Genomic DNA, 17,709 nt, shown 5'->3' with positions numbered 1-17,709 from the left:
AAACGCCCGGTTACATTCCGAACCCGGAAGCTAAGCCTCACAGCGCCGATGGTACTGCAGGGGGGACCCTGTGGGAGAGTAGGACACCGCCGAACTCCCTTTAGAGCTCCGGCTCCTGGGCACACAGCCCAGGAGCCGGAGCTTTTTTGCGTTGAGGTAGGGTCGGGGGGAATCGATCGGTACGTTTCCCACAGGAGGCCCCCGGGTGGAGGTCCAGGAGACCCGTGTCCAGACGGACCGGGTCCTCACCATCCCGAACATCCTCAGCATGGCGCGGCTCGTCGGTGTGCCGCTCTTCCTGTGGCTGATTCTCCGGCCGGAGTTCGGTGGCCCCAAGAGCGATGGCTGGGCCCTGCTGGTGCTCGCGCTGAGCGGCGTCAGCGACTACCTCGACGGCAAGCTCGCACGGCGCTGGAACCAGATCAGCAGCCTCGGCCGGCTTCTCGACCCCGCGGCCGACCGGTTGTACGTCCTTTCGACGTTGCTCGGGCTCACCTGGCGCGAGATTCTGCCGCCCTGGCTGACCGCACTCCTCCTGGCGCGGGAACTGATGCTGCTGGTGGCCGTGGGCGTTCTCCGGCGCCACGGGTATCCGCCGCCGCAGGTGAACTTCCTGGGCAAGGCCGCGACCTTCAACCTGATGTACGCCTTCCCGCTTCTGCTGCTCAGCGACGGAAGCGGATGGATCGCGTCACTGGCCGCTGTTTTCGGATGGGCGTTCGCCGGATGGGGTACAACCCTGTATTGGTGGGCAGGAGTCCTCTACGTGGTACAAGTCCGCCGCCTGGTCCGTGCGGACGCCATGGCCGACTGAGCCTGCCAATGAGGGCGGCTGCGGTGGCTCGATGGCCCGCCGGGGAAAAGTGCGGGACAATCTTGACGGGTGAAGTCGGCTAGACCGTCGTCTCTGAGGAGGACGCTTCCGACATGAAGGCCGTCGTGATGGCCGGAGGCGAAGGCACTCGCCTTCGTCCCATGACTTCGAGTATGCCGAAACCGCTCCTGCCGGTGGCCAACCGGCCGATCATGGAGCACGTTCTCCGGCTGCTCAAAAGGCACGGGCTGAACGAGACCGTCGTCACCGTCCAGTTCCTGGCCTCCTTGGTCAAGAACTACTTCGGTGACGGTGAAGAACTCGACATGGAGCTCACCTATGCCAACGAGGAGAAGCCTCTCGGGACCGCCGGAAGCGTCAAGAACGCCGAAGAGGCGTTGAAGGACGATGCCTTCCTGGTCATCTCCGGCGATGCCCTGACCGACTTCGACCTCACCGACCTGATCCGGTTCCACAAGGAAAAGGGCGCGATGGTGACCGTGTGTCTCACCCGCGTACCCAACCCCCTGGAATTCGGTATCACCATCGTCGACGAAGAGGGGAAGGTCGAGCGTTTTCTCGAGAAGCCGACCTGGGGCCAGGTCTTCTCCGACACCGTGAACACGGGCATTTACGTGATGGAGCCCGAGGTCTTCGACTATGTCGAGGCCGATGTTCCGGTCGACTGGTCCGGTGATGTCTTCCCGCAGCTGATGAAGGAAGGCAAGCCGATCTACGGCTATGTCGCCGAGGGCTACTGGGAGGACGTCGGCACCCACGAGAGCTACGTGAAGGCCCAGGCGGACGTCCTGGAGGGCAAGGTCGACGTCGAGATCGACGGCTTCGAGATCTCGCCCGGCGTCTGGGTCGCGGAGGGCGCCGAGGTGCACCCCGACGCGGTGCTCCGGGGCCCGCTCTACATCGGCGACTACGCCAAGGTGGAGGCCGGCGCCGAGATCCGCGAGCACACCGTCGTCGGATCGAACGTCGTCGTGAAGAGCGGTGCCTTCCTGCACAAGGCCGTCGTCCACGACAACGTGTACGTGGGGCAGCACAGCAATCTCCGCGGCTGCGTCGTCGGGAAGAACACCGACATCATGCGGGCGGCGCGGATCGAGGACGGCGCCGTCATCGGCGACGAGTGCCTCATCGGCGAAGAATCGATCGTGCAGGGCAACGTCCGGGTCTACCCGTTCAAGACGATCGAGGCCGGCGCGTTCGTCAACACCTCGGTCATCTGGGAGTCGCGGGGCCAGGCACACCTCTTCGGGGCGCGCGGGGTCTCCGGCATCCTGAACGTGGAGATCACCCCGGAGCTCGCCGTCCGGCTCGCCGGCGCCTATGCGACGACGCTGAAGAAGGGCTCCACCGTCACCACGGCCCGTGACCACTCCCGTGGTGCCCGTGCGCTCAAGCGGGCGGTCATCTCCGCCCTCCAGGCCAGCGCCATCGACGTACGGGACCTGGAGAACGTTCCGCTTCCGGTCGCACGGCAGCAGACCGCCCGGGGCAGTGCCGGCGGCATCATGATCCGGACCTCGCCCGGAGTGCCCGACTCCGTCGACATCATGTTCTTCGACGGGGAGGGTGCCGACCTGTCGCAGGCCAAGCAGCGGAAGCTGGACCGGGTCTTCGCGCGGCAGGAGTACCGGCGCGCGTTCCCGGGCGAGATCGGAGACCTGTACTTCCCGTCCAGCGTCTTCGACTCGTACACCGGATCGCTGCTGCGGAATGTCGACACGACCGGGATCGCCGAGTCGGGACTGAAGGTCGTCGTCGACGCGTCCAACGGCAGTGCCGGGCTCGTCCTGCCCAGCCTGCTGGGCAAGCTCGGTGTGGACTCGTTGACCATCAACCCCGGTCTCGACGAGTCACGTCCGACGGAGACGGCCGACATACGGCGAGCGGGGCTGGTGCGCCTCGGCGAGATCGTGGCGTCCTCCGGAGCGGCCTTCGGCGTCCGGTTCGACCCGGTGGGCGAGCGGCTGTCCCTGGTGGACGAGAAGGGCCGCATCATCGAGGACGACCGGGCCCTGCTGGTCATGCTCGACCTCATCGCGGCCGAGCGGCGCAGCGGCCGGGTCGCGCTGCCGGTGACCACCACCCGGATCGCCGAACAGGTGGCCGCCTATCACGGCACGCAGGTGGAGTGGACGACCACCTCCCCGGACGACCTGCAGCGGGTCGGCGGCGAGGAGGGCACGATCTTCGGCGGTGACGGCAAGGGCGGCTTCATCGTTCCGGAGTTCAGCAGTGTCTACGACGGCACGGCCGCCTTCGTCAGGCTCATCGGCCTGGTGGCGCGGACGCAGCTCACGCTGAGCCAGATCGACGCGCGGATCCCGCGGGCGCACGTCCTCAAGCGGGACCTGGCGACGCCGTGGGCCGTGAAGGGACTGGTGATGCGCCGGGTCGTGGAGGAGGCCGGAGACCGCTCCGTCGACACCACGGACGGTGTGCGGGTGGTGGAGACCGACGGCCGCTGGGTGATGGTCCTGCCCGACCCTGCCGAGGCCGTCACGCACCTGTGGGCCGAGGGTCCGGACGACGCCTCCGCCCAGGCCCTGCTGGACGAGTGGGCCGAGGTCGTGGACAGCGCCGGGCGCTGACCGGTAGCAAAACGGACAGCGCGCACGCGTGCCGGACAAGTGTCCCCAAGGGGGCCTGTCCGGCACGCCGGTGGGGCCATTCGGAGGACACGGCCGCCCCATGCGACTATGTGCGACATGCCGCAGCAACCCCCCATTCGGAGCACCCCCTCGCGGCCCTCCCGTCCGGATGCCTCCATGTCGTTGATCACGAACGTCATGGACCACAGTCTCGACGACGGTTACGCCGAGGCGGCCGCGCGGAAGAAGGCCGCGGGCGAGAGCGGGATGCCGAAGACCCTCAGGGCGCGCCTGGGGCTGGCCGCCGGTCTGGTGCTGGCGGCGCTCGTGGTCACGGTGGGCGCGGCACAGGCGAGGGTGGCCGCTCCCGTCGTCGCCAAGGAGCGCCAGGAGCTGGTGGACCGCATCGACCGCGAGACCGCGACGGCGGACGACCTCGAGGGCACCGTGGACAAGCTGCGCGACGAGGTGAGCGCGCGCCAGCGGCAGGCGCTCCAGAAGAGCGGCGGCAACGCGCGGGCCGACATCGTGGGCATCCTGGCGGGCGCGACCGCGGTGCATGGCCCCGGGGTGAAGCTGGTCGTGAACGACGCCAAGGAGGCCAGCTCGGGCGGGGGCGGCAACCCGCGTGAGACGTCGGGTTTCTCCGACACCGGCCGGGTACGCGACCGGGACATGCAGCGCGTGGTCAACGGACTGTGGCAGTCGGGCGCCGAGGCCGTCTCCATCAACGGGCAGCGGCTGACCGCCCTGTCCGCGATCAGGGCGGCCGGTGACGCCATACTGGTCGACAACAAGCCGCTGGTGCCGCCCTACACGGTGCTGGCGGTGGGGGACGGCGACGAGTTGAGCACCCGGTTCCAGAACAGCCCGGACGGGCTGTACCTCCATGCCCTGCAGGAGAACTACGGCATCCGGACCAGCATCTCCACGGAGGGCGACCTCCGGCTGCCCGCCGCACCGAGCGTGATCGTACGTACAGCACAGCCGAGCACTGAGAAAGGCACATCGTGATCGCCGTACTGGGCCTCGTCGTGGGAGTCGTGGCCGGCCTTTTGGTCCGGCCGGAGGTTCCGGCGGTCGTCGAGCCTTATCTGCCGATTGCCGTCGTGGCGGCCCTGGACGCCGTCTTCGGCGGTCTGCGGGCGATGCTCGACGGCATCTTCGACGACAAGGTCTTCGTGGTGTCGTTCCTGTCGAACGTGGTCGTCGCCGCGCTGATCGTGTTCCTCGGCGACAAGCTGGGCGTCGGGGCGCAGCTGTCCACGGGCGTCGTGGTCGTCCTCGGTATCCGTATCTTCTCCAACGCCGCGGCGATCCGGCGCCACGTGTTCCGGGCGTGAGACCGATGAGCAACCAGGACGAACGGCCCCAGGTGTCCCGCGACGGCCTGTCCCGCGAGCAGGCCGGGAGCGGGCCGCACCGCGATCATTCCGGCAACAGGCTGCGCAAGGAGCTGCCCGAGGAGGTTCCCGCGACGGCGTCGGATGCCGCCCCCGAGGCCAACGCCAAGGCCGAGGCCGAGGCCGCGGTGGCGCCCGGGGCCGAACAGGCCTCCGAGCCCGGCCGCCCCTCCGGAGACGAGGAGCGGACCGAGTCGGCACTGACCGGCCGTCAGCGACTGGCCAAGGGGCTGTGGCCGCCGCGCGTCAGCCGGGCCCAACTGATCGTGGCCGTGCTCCTGTTCGGCCTCGGCTTCGGTCTGGCCGTCCAGGTGGCGTCCAACAGCGACAGCGACAGCGCGCTGCGTGGCGCCCGCCAGGAGGATCTCGTGCGCATCCTCGACGAACTGGATGACCGCACCCAGCGTCTTGAGGACGAGAAGCAAGGTCTCGAGAAGCAGCGCCAGGAGCTCCAGAACAGCTCGGACCAGGCCGCGGAGGCCCGCAAGCAGACGGCCGAGAAGGAGAAGCAACTCGGCATTCTGGCGGGCACCGTGGCCGCGCAGGGACCCGGCATCACCATCACGATCGAGGACGCGAAGGGGACGGTCCAGGCGGACATGCTGCTCGACGCGATACAGGAGCTGCGCGCCGCCGGTGCGGAGGCGATCCAGGTGAACGGTGTGCGGGTCGTGGCCGGCACCTACCTGACGGACTCCGGGAAGAGCGTGGACGTCGACGGGAACAAGATCAACGCCCCCTATCGTTTCAAGGTCATCGGCAAGCCGCAGGACCTCGAGCCGGCGCTCAACATCCCGGGAGGCGTGGTGCAGACCCTGGAGAAGGAGCAGGCCACCGTTACCGTGGAGCAGTCGGGCAAGATCGTCGTCGACGCCTTGCGGGCGGCGAAGCGGCCTGACTACGCTCGGTCGTCCTCCCAGTGAATCGGGGGTGCATGGCGGCCGTCCGGCAGGGGCATGAGGTTGCGGGGGGTCGGCGCACCGATTGGGTGGTGCGTGATGGAAACTGTTTGGTGGATACGGACGTTGTGAGGATGTCCGGGTCGACCGGTGTACGCAATCAGGGTTCGTCCTGCCCCACGGGCGGGTCTGTTTCGGTCAAGGGGAATCGCCCGTGAAGTTGTTTGCGAAGTTGTTCGGCAAGAGCGCGCGAGAGGACAGCGACAACGCGACCGCTCGGCATCGCGCACAGCCCGACGCGGAGGGCCGGCGCCCGCTGTTCCGGGACCAGGTTCCCGGTCCGGGCGGTGACATTTCCGGTGGTCAGGGCGTGCCGTCTGTTGACCCTGCCCACGCGGGCGACATAGGTTTCGGGCAACCGTCAACCTCAGGTACGGGTGGAGGGTTTGCCTCCGACCCGTACGCGTCCCATGCCCCTGCGGGGCAGCCTCGGCAGGAGGATCCGTCCATGTCGGCCCTGGTGTGTACGAGGTGCGGTAACCGCAACGCGGAGAACAGCCGCTTCTGTTCCAACTGCGGTGCCCCGCTGCGTCCGGGCGTCGCTCCGGAGCGTCCCTCGGAGACGACGTCCACGATCTCCATCTCGGGCCTGGAGGCATACGACTCCGAGGCCACCGGCCAGACCCCGATGCTCTCTCCGGAGGCGCAGGCGGCCGTCGACGCGCTGCCGCTGGGCTCCGCCCTGCTGGTGGTGCGCCGTGGTCCGAACTCGGGCAGCCGCTTCCTCCTGGACGGCGAGCTGACCACGGCCGGGCGTCATCCGCAGAGCGACATCTTCCTGGACGACGTGACCGTCTCCCGTCGCCACGTGGAGTTCCGGCGCAGCCCGGACGGCTCGTTCACGGTGGCCGACGTGGGCAGCCTGAACGGCACGTACGTCAACCGGGAGCGGATCGACTCGGTGGCACTGTCCAACGGCGACGAGGTGCAGATCGGCAAATACCGGCTGGTGTTCTACTCGAGCCGGCAGGCCGTCTGACCCTCTCCCGGACCGGTTCCGGGGGGATGTCGAGGGAAGGTCCATGCGTCAAACACCGAGCGGCGGTGCCTGGCACGGCACCGCCGCCGCGGACAGTGGGCTGATGAGCATCGGCGCCGTGCTGAACGCGCTGCGCGACGAGTTCCCCGAAGTCACCATCTCCAAGATCCGGTTCCTGGAGTCGGAAGGGCTCATCGAGCCGCAGCGTACCCCCTCGGGGTATCGCAAGTTCAGTGCCGAGGACGTCGAGCGCCTCGGGCACGTCCTGAGAATGCAGCGGGACCACTATCTGCCGCTGAAGGTGATCCGCGAGCACCTGGACGCGATGGAGCGCGGGGAGGCCGCCCCGCTGCCGGCCGTGGGCCGCCAGCGCGACGGTGAGCCCGCGCCGGCGCCCGCCGAGGCTCCCGCGGTGGCCCGGGTCGGGCGGGCCGAGCTGCTCGCCGCAGCCGGGGTCGACGACACGGACCTGCGGGAATGGGAGTCGTACGGGCTCATCACCCCACTGGAGGGCGGGGCCTACGATGCCGAGGCGATCACCGTGGCCTCGCTCGTCACCGCGCTGGGGCGGTTTGGGATCGAGCCACGGCATCTGCGCGTGATGAAGGCGGCCGCCGACCGCGAGGCAGGCCTCATCGACCAGGTGGTGGCCCCGCTCAGGCGCCACCGCAACCCGCAGACCCGCGCCCATGCCGAGGCCCGCGCGAGGGAACTCGCGGTGCTCACGGTGAAGCTGCACGCCGCGCTGGTGCAGACCGCCCTGGGGTTGCGCCTGCCCTGAGCGCCGGGCGTCGCCGCGGCCGGATCGGCCTCCCGATTCCGGCCCGACTACCCAAACCTTGCGGGCACGGCCTAGGGTTGCTGTGTGAACGAGCTCGATGTCGTAGGTGTCCGGGTCGAAATGCCCTCCAACCAACCGATCGTGCTCCTGCGTGAAGTGGGAGGCGACCGCTACCTCCCCATCTGGATCGGGCCCGGGGAGGCAACGGCCATCGCCTTCGCCCAGCAGGGCATGGCGCCCGCGCGACCGCTGACCCACGACCTGTTCAAGGACGTGCTGGAGGCCGTCGGCCAGGAGCTCACCGAGGTGCGCATCACGGATCTGCGCGAGGGTGTGTTCTACGCCGAGCTGGTCTTCGCCAGCGGTGTCGAGGTGAGTGCCCGGCCGTCCGACGCCATAGCGCTGGCCCTGCGCACCGGGACGCCGATCTACGGCAGCGACACGGTGCTCGACGACGCGGGGATCGCGATCCCGGACGAGCAGGAGGACGAGGTGGAGAAGTTCCGCGAGTTCCTCGACCAGATCTCGCCGGAGGACTTCGGCACCAGCAGCCAGTGACCGGCCGGGCTCGAGGGGGGCCGCGGCCCGCCTGACCGGTAACCTGCCGGGGCGGTCGTCCTCGGTGCAGAGCCGGCCGTCGGCACATGCCGTCGGCCATTGAGGGCGTCCTGCGGGTTTCCGGGAGGCCATTCGGCTAGCCTTTCCCCGCGGTGGGGCACGGGAAACCACTCTTAGGGTGATTATCACTCGGCGTGCCGAGTGTGGCGATCGTTGACGCACCCCAGGTGACTGCCTACCGTCGAGGAGGCAGGTCAAGGACGGAGGTCGGCGTGAGAAGCAGCGGCGACGGTACGGCTGGGGGTGCCCCCGAACGCGGTGTCGGGGGGAACGGCCCGTACCCTCCCACGCACTCTCGGCTCCGCGCGAACAGGGGATATCCCCCTCACGGCGGCGCGGCCGACCACGTTCCGCAGCGGCCCGCAGCCGTGCCGAACAGCGGAGGGGCGACGTCCGTGGCGTCCGAGCAGATCGGCTATCGCGGCCCGACGGCCTGTGCGGCCGCAGGCATCACCTACCGGCAACTGGACTACTGGGCGCGCACGGGCCTGGTCGAGCCGAGTGTGCGGCCCGCCCACGGGTCCGGCACACAGCGTCTGTACAGCTTCCGCGACGTCGTCGTCCTCAAGATCGTCAAGCGGTTCCTGGACACCGGTGTCTCGCTGCAGAACATCCGCACCGCCGTCCAGCACCTGCGGGAGCGCGGCTTCAGCGACCTGGAGCGGATGACGCTGATGAGCGACGGCGCCACCGTGTACGAGTGCACCTCGCCGGACGAGGTCCACGCCCTGCTCCAGGGCGGCCAGGGCATCTTCGGGATCGCCGTCGGCGTGGTGTGGCGCGACGTGGAGAACGCGCTGTCGCAACTGCACGGGGAGCGTGTCGACACCGGGGAGACCCTGGTGGGCCACAACCCCGGCGACGAGCTGGCCCGGCGGCGCAACCGGGCGGTCTGACAGCGCACGGGCCGCCATGCCCGAGGGACTCCCGCCGCATTGTCAGTGGTGTGGTGCAGCATCGGACATGTGAGAAGCGCGCCCACGATCCTGCATCTCGACATGGATGCCTTCTTCGCCTCGGCGGAGCAGGCGTCCAAGCCGAGCCTGCGCGGCAAGGCGGTCGTCGTGGGCGGCCTCGGACCGCGCGGGGTGGTCGCCACCGCGTCGTACGAGGCACGGGTCTTCGGCGTCCACTCGGCGATGCCGACGGCCCAGGCGCGCCGTCTGGCGCCGAACGCGGCGTACCTGATGCCGCGCTTCGCCTTCTACCGCTCGATCAGCGAGCAGGTCATGGGGCTGCTGCGGGCACTGTCGCCGCTGGTGGAGCCGCTCAGCCTGGACGAGGCGTTCGTGGACCTCGAGGCCGGGGGAGCGGCCTGGGACGAGGAGTCGGCCAGACGGGTGGGAAAGCGGCTGCGCGCCGACATACGGGCCGTCACGGGCCTGACCGGGTCCGTGGGGCTGGCCGCGTCCAAGATGCTCGCCAAGATCGCCTCGGAGCGGGCGAAGCCGGACGGGCTGGTGCTCATCCGGCCCGGCACCGAGCGGGCCCTGCTCGGGCCCCTGTCGGTGCGCACCCTTCCGGGGGTGGGCCCGGCCACGGGTGACCATCTGCGCCGGGCCGGGATCCACACGGTCGAGGAGCTCGCCGAGGCCGGCGAGGACGAACTCGTCCGGCTGGTGGGCAAGGCGCACGGGCACGCGCTGTACGCCATGGCGCTGGCCCACGACGAGCGGCCCGTGGTCGCCGAGCGCGAGGCCAAGTCGGTATCGGTGGAGGACACCTACGACGTGGACATCCACGACCGGGTGCGGGTGGGGCTCGAGGTGCAGCGGCTCGCCGACCGCTGCGTACGGCGCCTGCGCGGGGCCGGGCTGTCGGGGCGGACCATCGTGCTGAAGGTCCGGCGGTACGACTTCTCCACCCTCACCCGGTCGGAGACACTGCGCGGGCCCACGGACGACCCGGCGGTGGTGCGGGAGGCCGCGGCCCGGCTGCTGGACTCCGTCGACACCACCGGCGGGGTGCGGCTGCTCGGCGTGGGCGTCTCCGGGCTCGCCGACTACACCCAGGAGGACCTGTTCGCCCAGGCCGCGGGCGCCGGGCCGGAGGGGCCCGAGGAGGAACCGGCGGTCGAGCCGGCCGTGGAGCAGCCGGCCCCCGCCGAGCGGCGCTGGCCGGCGGGCCACGACGTGCGGCACTCGGTGTACGGGCACGGATGGGTGCAGGGCAGCGGGCTCGGCCGGGTCACGGTCCGGTTCGAGACTCCCGACTCGGAGCCCGGACGCGTTCGCACCTTCCGCGTGGAGGACCCGGAGCTGGAGCCGGTCGATCCGCTGCCGCTGGTGGCGCGAAGACCGGGATCGGGCGGAGAGGGGGAAACCTCGGCGGGTTCGGCCGATCGGGGCTCGGACGCGGCCGCGAGGACCTCGCCGGAGGCGGCCGGGGCGATGTCGCCGGACGCCGACAGGACGAGGGCGCCCGACGCGGCCGAAGGGGCTGCGGCGGAGAAGGCCGGCGGCGTGGCTCAGGCCTCCTCCGAGCCCGCCAGCTTGCCGAAGTCGCGGTCCGGGACCGCGGGAGGAGCGGCCACGTCGAGGCCGTAGTGGTGATAGAGCTGCAATTCCTGTTCGGGGGAGAGGTGGCGGCCGACGCCGAAGTCGGGGGCGTCCCTGATCAGAGCCCGGTCGAAGGGGACGCGCAGGGCGCCTTCGACGAGTTCGCTGGGCTCCAGGGGCACGAAGGCGTCCCTGGAGAACAGGCCGGTGCGTATGGCCGCCCACTCCGGCACCCCGGTCGCGTCGTCGAGATAGACCTCGTCCACCGTGCCGATCTTGATGCCTCTGCGGTCGAACGCCTTGCGGCCGATCAGGTTGCGCGGATCGATGTCGGTCTGCACGGGCCCTCCACGTGGTCGCAATACCTCCGTTAGCACTACAAAAGAGCACATCACGGTGGGCGGCCACTCGAAAGCCCGTGTGGTGGGCCCGCTGGTACGCTGGCAGCGGCTGCTGACCCCGTGCGGGAGAGTCCTCCAGCATCATCGGAGGCGCCGAAGGAGCAAATCCTCCCCGGAATCTCTCAGGCCCACGTACCGCACGGACGAGGTCACTCTGGAAAGCAGAGCGGGTGTCGACGGCTTCCGCTCTCACCGACGGTGAAAGCCGGGAGCCCCAGTGCGACCCGGTGAAGCTCTCAGGTCAGATGACAGAGGGGGAGGCCGTCCGGGCACCCATCCGTGGTGCCCCTCGAAGGTCGCGTCAGACCAGGAGGCCTCCGCATGACCGCCCATCGCATTCCGCTCTCCGAGCTCGAACAGGGAACCCCCTTCGAGCAGCGCCACATCGGCCCCGATCACGAGGCCCGGGCCAAGATGCTCGCGCAGGTCGGCTACGGCTCGCTCGACGACCTCACGGCCGCAGCGGTCCCCGACGTGATCAAGAACGCCGGTGCGCTGGACCTGCCGGACGCGCGGACCGAGGCCGAGGTGCTCGCCGAGCTGCGCTCGCTCGCCGACCGCAACGAGGTCCTGGGCTCCATGATCGGCCTCGGGTACTACGGGACCTTCACGCCCCCGGTGATCCTGCGGAACGTCATGGAGAACCCGGCCTGGTACACGGCGTACACCCCCTACCAGCCGGAGATCTCCCAGGGCCGCCTCGAGGCGCTGCTGAACTTCCAGACGATGGTCGCCGAGCTGACCGGCCTGCCGACCTCCGGCGCCTCCCTGCTCGACGAGGGCACCGCCGCGGCCGAGGCCATGGCCCTCTCCCGGCGCATGGGCCGCAACAAGAAGGGCCTGTTCCTGATCGACGCGGACGCGCTGCCGCAGACCGTGGCCGTCATCCGGACCCGCGCCGAGCCGTCCGGCGTCGAGGTCGTCGTCGCGGACCTGAGCGAGGGCATCCCGGCCGGGGTCGCCGAGCGTGAGATCAACGGCGTGCTCCTGCAGTACCCGGGCGCCTCCGGTGCCGTACGCGACCTCAAGCCCGTCATCGACCAGGCGCACGAGCTGGGCGCGCTGGTCACCGTCGCCGCCGACCTGCTCGCCCTCACGCTGCTGAAGTCGCCCGGTGAGCTCGGCGCGGACATCGCGGTCGGCACCACGCAGCGCTTCGGCGTGCCGATGGGCTTCGGCGGGCCGCACGCCGGCTACATGGCGGTGCACGAGAAGTTCGCCCGCAGCCTTCCGGGCCGCCTTGTCGGCGTCTCCGTCGACGTGGACGGGAACAGGGCCTACCGCCTGGCCCTGCAGACCCGCGAGCAGCACATCCGCCGCGAGAAGGCCACCAGCAACATCTGCACCGCCCAGGTGCTGCTCGCCGTGATGGCGGGCATGTACGCCGTCTACCACGGCCCCGAGGGGCTGCGGACCATCGCGCGCCGCACCCACCGCTACGCCTCCGTGCTCGCCGAGGGGCTCACCGCGGGCGGTGCCGAGGTCGTCCACGGCCACTACTTCGACACGCTGACTGTCCGGGCCGAGGGCCGCGCCGCCGACGTGGTCGCCGCCGCCCGCCGCAACGGCGTCAACCTGCGCCTCGTCGACGCCGACCACGTCTCGATCGCCTGCGACGAGACCACCACCCGTGCCCAGCTGGGCGCGGTGTGGTCCGCGTTCGGGGTCGAGGGCGACGTCGAGGCGCTGGACGCGGCCGCCGCGGACGTCCTGCCGCAGGCGCTGCTGCGCACCGACGACTACCTCACCCACCCGGTCTTCCAGCAGCACCGCTCCGAGACCGCGATGCTGCGCTACCTGCGCAGGCTGGCCGACCGCGACTACGCGCTCGACCGCGGCATGATCCCGCTGGGTTCCTGCACCATGAAGCTCAACGCGACCACCGAGATGGAGCCGGTGACCTGGCCGGAGTTCGGTCAGCTGCACCCCTTCGCGCCCGCCGAGCAGGCGCAGGGCTACCTCACGCTGATCCGCGAGCTGGAGGAGCGCCTCGCCGAGGTCACCGGGTACGACAAGGTCTCCCTGCAGCCGAACGCCGGCAGCCAGGGCGAGCTCGCAGGTCTGCTCGCCGTCCGCGGCTACCACCGCGCCAACGGCGACGCCCAGCGCACCGTCTGCCTCATCCCCTCCTCCGCGCACGGCACCAACGCCGCCAGCGCCGTGATGGCCGGCATGAAGGTCGTCGTCGTGAAGACCGCCGAGGACGGCGAGATCGACGTGACGGACCTGCGGGCGAAGATCGAGCAGTACCGCGACGAGCTCGCGGTGCTGATGATCACCTACCCGTCCACGCACGGCGTCTTCGAGGAGCACGTCGCCGACATCTGCGCGGCGGTGCACGAGGCCGGCGGTCAGGTGTACGTCGACGGCGCCAACCTCAACGCCCTGGTCGGCCTCGCCGAGCCCGGCCACTTCGGCGGGGACGTCTCGCACCTGAACCTGCACAAGACGTTCTGCATCCCGCACGGCGGCGGCGGTCCGGGCGTCGGCCCGGTGGCGGTCCGCGAGCACCTCGCGCCGTACCTGCCGAACCACCCCCTCCAGCCCGAGGCCGGTCCGGAGAGCGGGGTCGGCCCGATCTCGGCCGCGCCCTGGGGTTCGGCGGGCATCCTGCCGATCTCGTGGGCGTACGTCCGTCTCATGGGCGGCGAGGGCCTCAAGCGGGCCACGCAGGTGGCCGTGCTCTCCGCCAACTACGTCGCCAAGCGCCTGGAGCCGCACTACCCGGTGCTCTACACCGGCCCGGGCGGCCTGGTCGCGCACGAGTGCATCATCGACCTGCGGCCGCTGACCAAGGCGACCGGGGTGAGCGTCGACGACGTCGCCAAGCGGCTGATCGACTACGGCTTCCACGCGCCGACGATGTCCTTCCCGGTGGCCGGCACGCTGATGATCGAGCCGACCGAGTCCGAGGACCTGGCCGAGCTGGACCGGTTCTGCGACGCGATGATCGCGATCCGCGCCGAGATCGAGAAGGTCGGCTCGGGCGAGTGGCCCGCCGAGGACAACCCGCTGCGGCACGCGCCGCACACCGCCGCCGCGCTCGGCGGGGAGTGGGAGCACGCCTACAGCCGTGAGGAGGCGGTCTTCCCGGCCGGTGTCTCGGCCGCCGACAAGTACTGGCCGCCGGTGCGCCGCATCGACCAGGCCTTCGGCGACCGCAACCTGGTCTGCTCGTGCCCGCCGCTGGACGCGTACGAGGACTGAGCACCGTGACAGGGCTCCGCCCCGGCCCTTCGAAGGCCGGTGCGGAGCCCTTGCCGCGCCGCGGCCCTGTCCGGCCAGGGCCCGGTTCCCCCGGGCAGGTGCCCTCGCCGGCACGGCACATCACGGCGTCGAGAGCGCGACCTCGGTCGACTTGATCAGGGCGACGACGGGGGAGCCCGCCGTGAGGCCCAGCTCGGTGACGGCGTCCTTGGTGATCGCGGCGGTCAGCTCCCCGCCGTCGACGCCGACCTTGACGGACGCCATGGCCCGGCCGGTGGCGATGCCCGTGACCGTGCCGGGCAGCCGGTTGCGGATGGACAGGCCCTCGAGCGGCCCGGTGGCCAGGGACACCTCGGTGGACTTCACCAGGGCGCGGACGGCGGAGCCCACGGTCAGGCCCAGTTCGTCGAAGGACTCGCGGGTGATCGCGGCGGTCAGGTCCTGCCCGCCGTCCAGTCGGACCCCGACCGTGGCCATGGCCTCGCCCGGGTTGAGGGCGGTGACGGTACCGGGCAGTCGGTTGCGGATGCTCAGGCTCATCGGTCACGCCTCGCAGAGGTGAGGAGAAACGGGAGGTACAGGGGGATTTCACCCCCTGGCGGTCCTCACCGTAGCCGCGGGGGCCGGCTCAGGCCGGGTAGGCGTGGGTCTGCGCCGCCTTCACCGTCGCCCAGACCGGTGCACCGGGGTGCAGGTCGAGTTCGGCCGCGGCGACCGTGGTCAGGTCCGCGGTGAGGGGCAGCTCGCCGGTCAGGTCCGCGCGGATCTGGTCGCCGTGGGTCTCCAGACCGGCGACCTCGCAGCGCCACAGGTTCCGGGCGCTGGAGCCGATGGGCCGGTCCCGGTGAAGGGTGACCGCGGCGGGCGGGAACGCCACGAAGGCCGGACCCGTCAGGATCTCGGTGGTGGTGAGCACGGCACCGCCGTCGAGCCGGACCACGTGGCCCTCGGCCCGGCCCCGGTACAGGTTGAGTCCGACCAACTGGGCGACGTAGTCCGTCCGCGGGTGGCGGGCGATGTCGGAGGGGGTGCCCTCCTGGACCACGCCGCCGTCCTCGACGACGACGAGCCGGTCGGCCAGCACCATCGCGTCCAGCGGATCGTGGGTGACCAGGACGGCGACCGCCTCGAACTCCGCGAGATGGCGCCGCAGCCCGGCACGGACCTCCAGCCGGGTACGGGCGTCGAGCGCGGCGAGCGGTTCGTCCAGGAGCAGCAGCCGGGGCCGGGTGGCCAGGGCGCGGGCGAGCGCGACGCGCTGCGCCTGGCCCCCGGAGAGACGGCGGGGCCGGACACCGGCGTGGCCGGCGAGACCCATCCGCTCCAGCCAGGCGGCGGCCTGAGCGCGGGCCTCCGCCTTTGAGGCGCCTCGGCACCGCGGCCCGAAGGCCACGTTGTCCAACGCGGACAGGTGCGGGAAGAGCAGGTAGTCCTGGAAGACGACGCCGACCGGGCGGGCCTCGGGCGGCGTCCGGTCCAGCGCGGCGCCGTCCAGGCGCAGATGCCCGCCGGAGAGCGGGGTCAGACCCGCGAGCGCGCGCAGGGCGGTGGTCTTGCCGGCGCCGTTCGGGCCGAGGAGCGCGACGACGTCGCCGGGGGCGGCAATCAGCCGTGCATCGAGTCGGAAGCCCCCGCGCTCGACGACGAGACGGGCGTCGAGCCCCAGTGCGTGGGTGCCCGCGGCGAGGGCGCCGCGCGTGGTGTCGTCGAGGTCGGTCATGACGCCCTCATCCAGCGGTCGCGCAGCCCCGCCAGGACCGTGATCGACACGGCGAGCAGCACCAGGCTCAGGGCGATGGCGGCGGCCGGGTCGTTCTGCAGTGCCAGGTAGACCGCCAGCGGCATGGTCTGGGTACGTCCGGGGAAGTTGCCCGCGAAGGTGATCGTCGCGCCGAACTCGCCGAGCGCCCGCGCCCAGGCCAGCACCGCACCCGCCGCGATGCCGGGTGCGATCAGCGGCAGGGTGACCCGGCGGAACGCGGTGAAGCGGGAGGCGCCGAGGGTGGCGGCCGCCTCCTCGTAGCGCGGGTCGGCGGCGCGCAGCGTGCCCTCGACGCTGATGACGAGGAACGGCATGGCCACGAACGTCTCCGCGACCACCACCCCGGCCGTGGTGAACGGCAGGGTGAGCCCGAACCAGGAGTCCAGCCACTGCCCCACGACACCGCCCCGGCCGAGCGCCAGCAGCAGCGCCACACCCCCCACCACCGGCGGCAGGACCAGGGGCAGGGTCACCAGTGCCCGCACCAGTCCGCGCCCGGGGAAGGTCGTGCGGGCCAGCAGCCAGGCCAGCGGCACGCCGAGCACCAGGCTCACGGCGGTGGCGGCGGTCGCGCTGACCAGGGACAGCCGGAGCGCCTGCCAGACCTCGGGGCTGGTCAGCTGGTCCGGCAGGCTGCGCCACGGCGCCCGTACCAGCAGGGCGAGCAGAGGCAGCAGCAGGAACGCCAGGCCCACGAGTGCGGGGACCAGCAGGGGCAGCGGTACGGGGCGAAGGAGGCGCCCGCGCCGTGACCCGCCCGCCGGGGTCACCGCATCGGGCCTGGCGGTGGCGGTCATGGCTTGAGGAACCCCGCCGCCGTGAGGACCCTCTGGCCCGCAGCGGAGCGCACCAGCGCGACGAACGCCTCGGCGGCCGGGGCGTTGGGCGCGTTCTTCAGCAGGGCGATCGGGTAGTCGTTGACGGCCCGGGCGGACTCGGGGAACTCCACGCCCTCGACCTTGCCCCCGGCCGCCCGCACGTCGGTCTTGTAGACGACGGCCGCGTCGGCCTCCTTCAGCTCCACCTTCGTCAGGGCGCTCTTGACGTCCTGCTCGTAGGAGGCGGGGGTCAGCTCGAGGCCGCCGGCGGCGAGCGCCTTCCGGGCCGCGGCGCCGCACGGCACCGTCCTGTCGCACAGGACGACCTTGAGCCCGGGCCTGGTCAGATCCTTGAGGGAGGAGACCTTGTCCGGGTTGCCGGGCAGGGTGGCGATCTCCAGCTGGTTGCGGACGAAGGTGACCGGCGGGCCGGCCGCGTCCCGCTGCTCCGTCACCATCGCCATGGTCTTGGGGCTGGCCGCGGCGAACACGTCGGCGGGGGCACCGCCGGTGATGCCGGCGGCGAGGCTGTCGCTGCCGCCGAAGCTGAACGTGACCTTCGTGCCGGGGTGCTGCTTCTCGAACTCCTTGCCGAGCTTCGTGAAGCTCTCCTTGAGGGAGGCCGCGGCGAAGACGGTCACGGTCCCGGACAGCTTCGCGGAGGAGGACGAGCCGGAGCCGGCCGGCTTCTGCGACCGCGCCGGGTCCGACGAGTCCGATGCGGAGGAGCAGGCGCTCAGGGCCAGCAGTGCGGCGGTCGCGGCGCCGGCCGCCCGCAGAGTGCGCCGGGTCCGGCGCACGGGACGGATGATCACGGTCGACTCCCTCTGGTGCTGCTCACCAGGACCCCCGGTCCTGCC

Annotated in this window: 16 protein-coding genes, 1 rRNA gene and 1 riboswitch; of the genes, 12 read left to right on the top strand and 5 right to left on the bottom strand. The window is 71.1% G+C overall.

Annotated elements, in window-relative coordinates; translation table 11 throughout:
* The 11 genes from rrf to ACF1A5_RS16140 all read left to right on the top strand — a co-directional run.
* A 5S ribosomal RNA gene (gene rrf / locus ACF1A5_RS16190) occupies positions 1–95 on the top strand; the annotation flags it as partial.
* 110 nt (positions 96–205) lie between these two features.
* Positions 206–814, top strand: a complete 609-nt coding sequence (locus ACF1A5_RS16185) for a CDP-alcohol phosphatidyltransferase family protein (protein ID WP_392193480.1) — start codon at positions 206–208, stop codon at positions 812–814.
* A gap of 113 nt (positions 815–927) precedes the next feature.
* On the top strand, positions 928–3,423 hold the full coding sequence (locus tag ACF1A5_RS16180; RefSeq protein WP_392193479.1) for a sugar phosphate nucleotidyltransferase: 2,496 nt from the start codon (positions 928–930) through the stop codon (positions 3,421–3,423).
* Between the two features lie 177 nt (positions 3,424–3,600).
* Positions 3,601–4,437 carry a DUF881 domain-containing protein gene (locus ACF1A5_RS16175; RefSeq protein WP_392193478.1) on the top strand — a complete coding sequence of 279 codons (837 nt, stop codon included), beginning with the start codon at positions 3,601–3,603 and terminating at the stop codon, positions 4,435–4,437.
* Complete coding sequence (locus tag ACF1A5_RS16170; RefSeq protein WP_003988855.1) at positions 4,434–4,766, top strand: small basic family protein; 333 nt, start codon at positions 4,434–4,436, stop codon at positions 4,764–4,766. The genes ACF1A5_RS16175 and ACF1A5_RS16170 overlap by 4 nt, the downstream gene beginning before the upstream one ends.
* A 5-nt stretch (positions 4,767–4,771) precedes the next feature.
* Complete coding sequence (locus tag ACF1A5_RS16165) at positions 4,772–5,749, top strand: DUF881 domain-containing protein (protein WP_392193477.1); 978 nt, start codon at positions 4,772–4,774, stop codon at positions 5,747–5,749.
* 190 nt (positions 5,750–5,939) lie between these two features.
* Positions 5,940–6,764 carry an FHA domain-containing protein gene (locus ACF1A5_RS16160; protein ID WP_392193476.1) on the top strand — a complete coding sequence of 275 codons (825 nt, stop codon included), beginning with the start codon at positions 5,940–5,942 and terminating at the stop codon, positions 6,762–6,764.
* A gap of 43 nt (positions 6,765–6,807) precedes the next feature.
* Positions 6,808–7,545 carry a MerR family transcriptional regulator gene (locus tag ACF1A5_RS16155; RefSeq protein ID WP_392193475.1) on the top strand — a complete coding sequence of 246 codons (738 nt, stop codon included), beginning with the start codon at positions 6,808–6,810 and terminating at the stop codon, positions 7,543–7,545.
* A gap of 84 nt (positions 7,546–7,629) precedes the next feature.
* Entirely contained in the window at positions 7,630–8,103 is a 474-nt protein-coding gene (locus tag ACF1A5_RS16150) for a bifunctional nuclease family protein (RefSeq protein WP_026253112.1), read from the top strand.
* A gap of 272 nt (positions 8,104–8,375) precedes the next feature.
* Entirely contained in the window at positions 8,376–9,059 is a 684-nt protein-coding gene (locus ACF1A5_RS16145) for a MerR family transcriptional regulator (RefSeq protein ID WP_392193474.1), read from the top strand.
* A gap of 69 nt (positions 9,060–9,128) precedes the next feature.
* Positions 9,129–10,709: a DNA polymerase IV gene (locus ACF1A5_RS16140; protein ID WP_392193473.1), complete on the top strand. Its 1,581-nt coding sequence runs from the start codon at positions 9,129–9,131 to the stop codon at positions 10,707–10,709.
* Here ACF1A5_RS16140 and ACF1A5_RS16135 read toward each other — a convergent pair.
* On the bottom strand, positions 10,631–11,002 hold the full coding sequence (locus ACF1A5_RS16135) for a PRC-barrel domain-containing protein (protein ID WP_356193842.1): 372 nt from the start codon (positions 11,000–11,002) through the stop codon (positions 10,631–10,633). The two genes, ACF1A5_RS16140 and ACF1A5_RS16135, sit on opposite strands and share 79 nt — an antisense overlap.
* Positions 11,003–11,115: 113 nt before the next feature.
* Positions 11,116–11,210: riboswitch (glycine riboswitch) on the top strand.
* A gap of 173 nt (positions 11,211–11,383) precedes the next feature.
* On the opposite strand from ACF1A5_RS16135, the gene gcvP reads away from it, so the two are divergent.
* Complete coding sequence (gene gcvP / locus ACF1A5_RS16130; RefSeq protein ID WP_392193472.1) at positions 11,384–14,269, top strand: aminomethyl-transferring glycine dehydrogenase; 2,886 nt, start codon at positions 11,384–11,386, stop codon at positions 14,267–14,269.
* 120 nt (positions 14,270–14,389) lie between these two features.
* Here gcvP and ACF1A5_RS16125 read toward each other — a convergent pair whose 3' ends face one another.
* From ACF1A5_RS16125 to modA, 4 genes are all read right to left on the bottom strand, one after another.
* Complete coding sequence (locus tag ACF1A5_RS16125; RefSeq protein ID WP_392193471.1) at positions 14,390–14,809, bottom strand: molybdopterin-binding protein; 420 nt, start codon at positions 14,807–14,809, stop codon at positions 14,390–14,392.
* An 88-nt stretch (positions 14,810–14,897) separates the two neighbouring features.
* The gene (locus ACF1A5_RS16120; RefSeq protein WP_392193470.1) at positions 14,898–15,989 is read right to left on the bottom strand and encodes an ABC transporter ATP-binding protein; all 1,092 of its coding nucleotides are present in this window, start codon (positions 15,987–15,989) and stop codon (positions 14,898–14,900) included.
* Positions 15,986–16,828, bottom strand: a complete 843-nt coding sequence (locus ACF1A5_RS16115; RefSeq protein WP_392193469.1) for an ABC transporter permease — start codon at positions 16,826–16,828, stop codon at positions 15,986–15,988. The genes ACF1A5_RS16120 and ACF1A5_RS16115 overlap by 4 nt, the downstream gene beginning before the upstream one ends.
* Positions 16,825–17,661 (bottom strand): molybdate ABC transporter substrate-binding protein, encoded by an 837-nt coding sequence (gene modA / locus ACF1A5_RS16110; RefSeq protein WP_392193497.1) that lies wholly within the window; start codon positions 17,659–17,661, stop codon positions 16,825–16,827. The genes ACF1A5_RS16115 and modA overlap by 4 nt, the downstream gene beginning before the upstream one ends.
* Between the last annotated feature and the right edge of the window lie 48 nt (positions 17,662–17,709).

Origin of the sequence: Streptomyces sp. NPDC014864 (assembly GCF_043081525.1) — a bacterium.
In the GTDB taxonomy this organism is placed as follows: Bacteria; Actinomycetota; Actinomycetes; order Streptomycetales; family Streptomycetaceae; genus Streptomyces.
The sequence above is the reverse complement of the archived record's forward strand: the minus strand, read 5'-3'. Positions and strand labels throughout refer to the sequence as shown.

Coding starts and splice junctions, on each gene's coding strand:
- gcvP (WP_392193472.1), top strand. CDS start 11,384: ATGACCGCCCATCGCATTCCGCTCTCCGAGCTCGAACAGGGAACCCCC.
- ACF1A5_RS16125 (WP_392193471.1), bottom strand. CDS start 14,809: ATGAGCCTGAGCATCCGCAACCGACTGCCCGGTACCGTCACCGCCCTC.
- ACF1A5_RS16180 (WP_392193479.1), top strand. CDS start 928: ATGAAGGCCGTCGTGATGGCCGGAGGCGAAGGCACTCGCCTTCGTCCC.
- ACF1A5_RS16155 (WP_392193475.1), top strand. CDS start 6,808: ATGCGTCAAACACCGAGCGGCGGTGCCTGGCACGGCACCGCCGCCGCG.
- ACF1A5_RS16165 (WP_392193477.1), top strand. CDS start 4,772: ATGAGCAACCAGGACGAACGGCCCCAGGTGTCCCGCGACGGCCTGTCC.
- ACF1A5_RS16175 (WP_392193478.1), top strand. CDS start 3,601: ATGTCGTTGATCACGAACGTCATGGACCACAGTCTCGACGACGGTTAC.
- ACF1A5_RS16120 (WP_392193470.1), bottom strand. CDS start 15,989: ATGACCGACCTCGACGACACCACGCGCGGCGCCCTCGCCGCGGGCACC.
- ACF1A5_RS16115 (WP_392193469.1), bottom strand. CDS start 16,828: ATGACCGCCACCGCCAGGCCCGATGCGGTGACCCCGGCGGGCGGGTCA.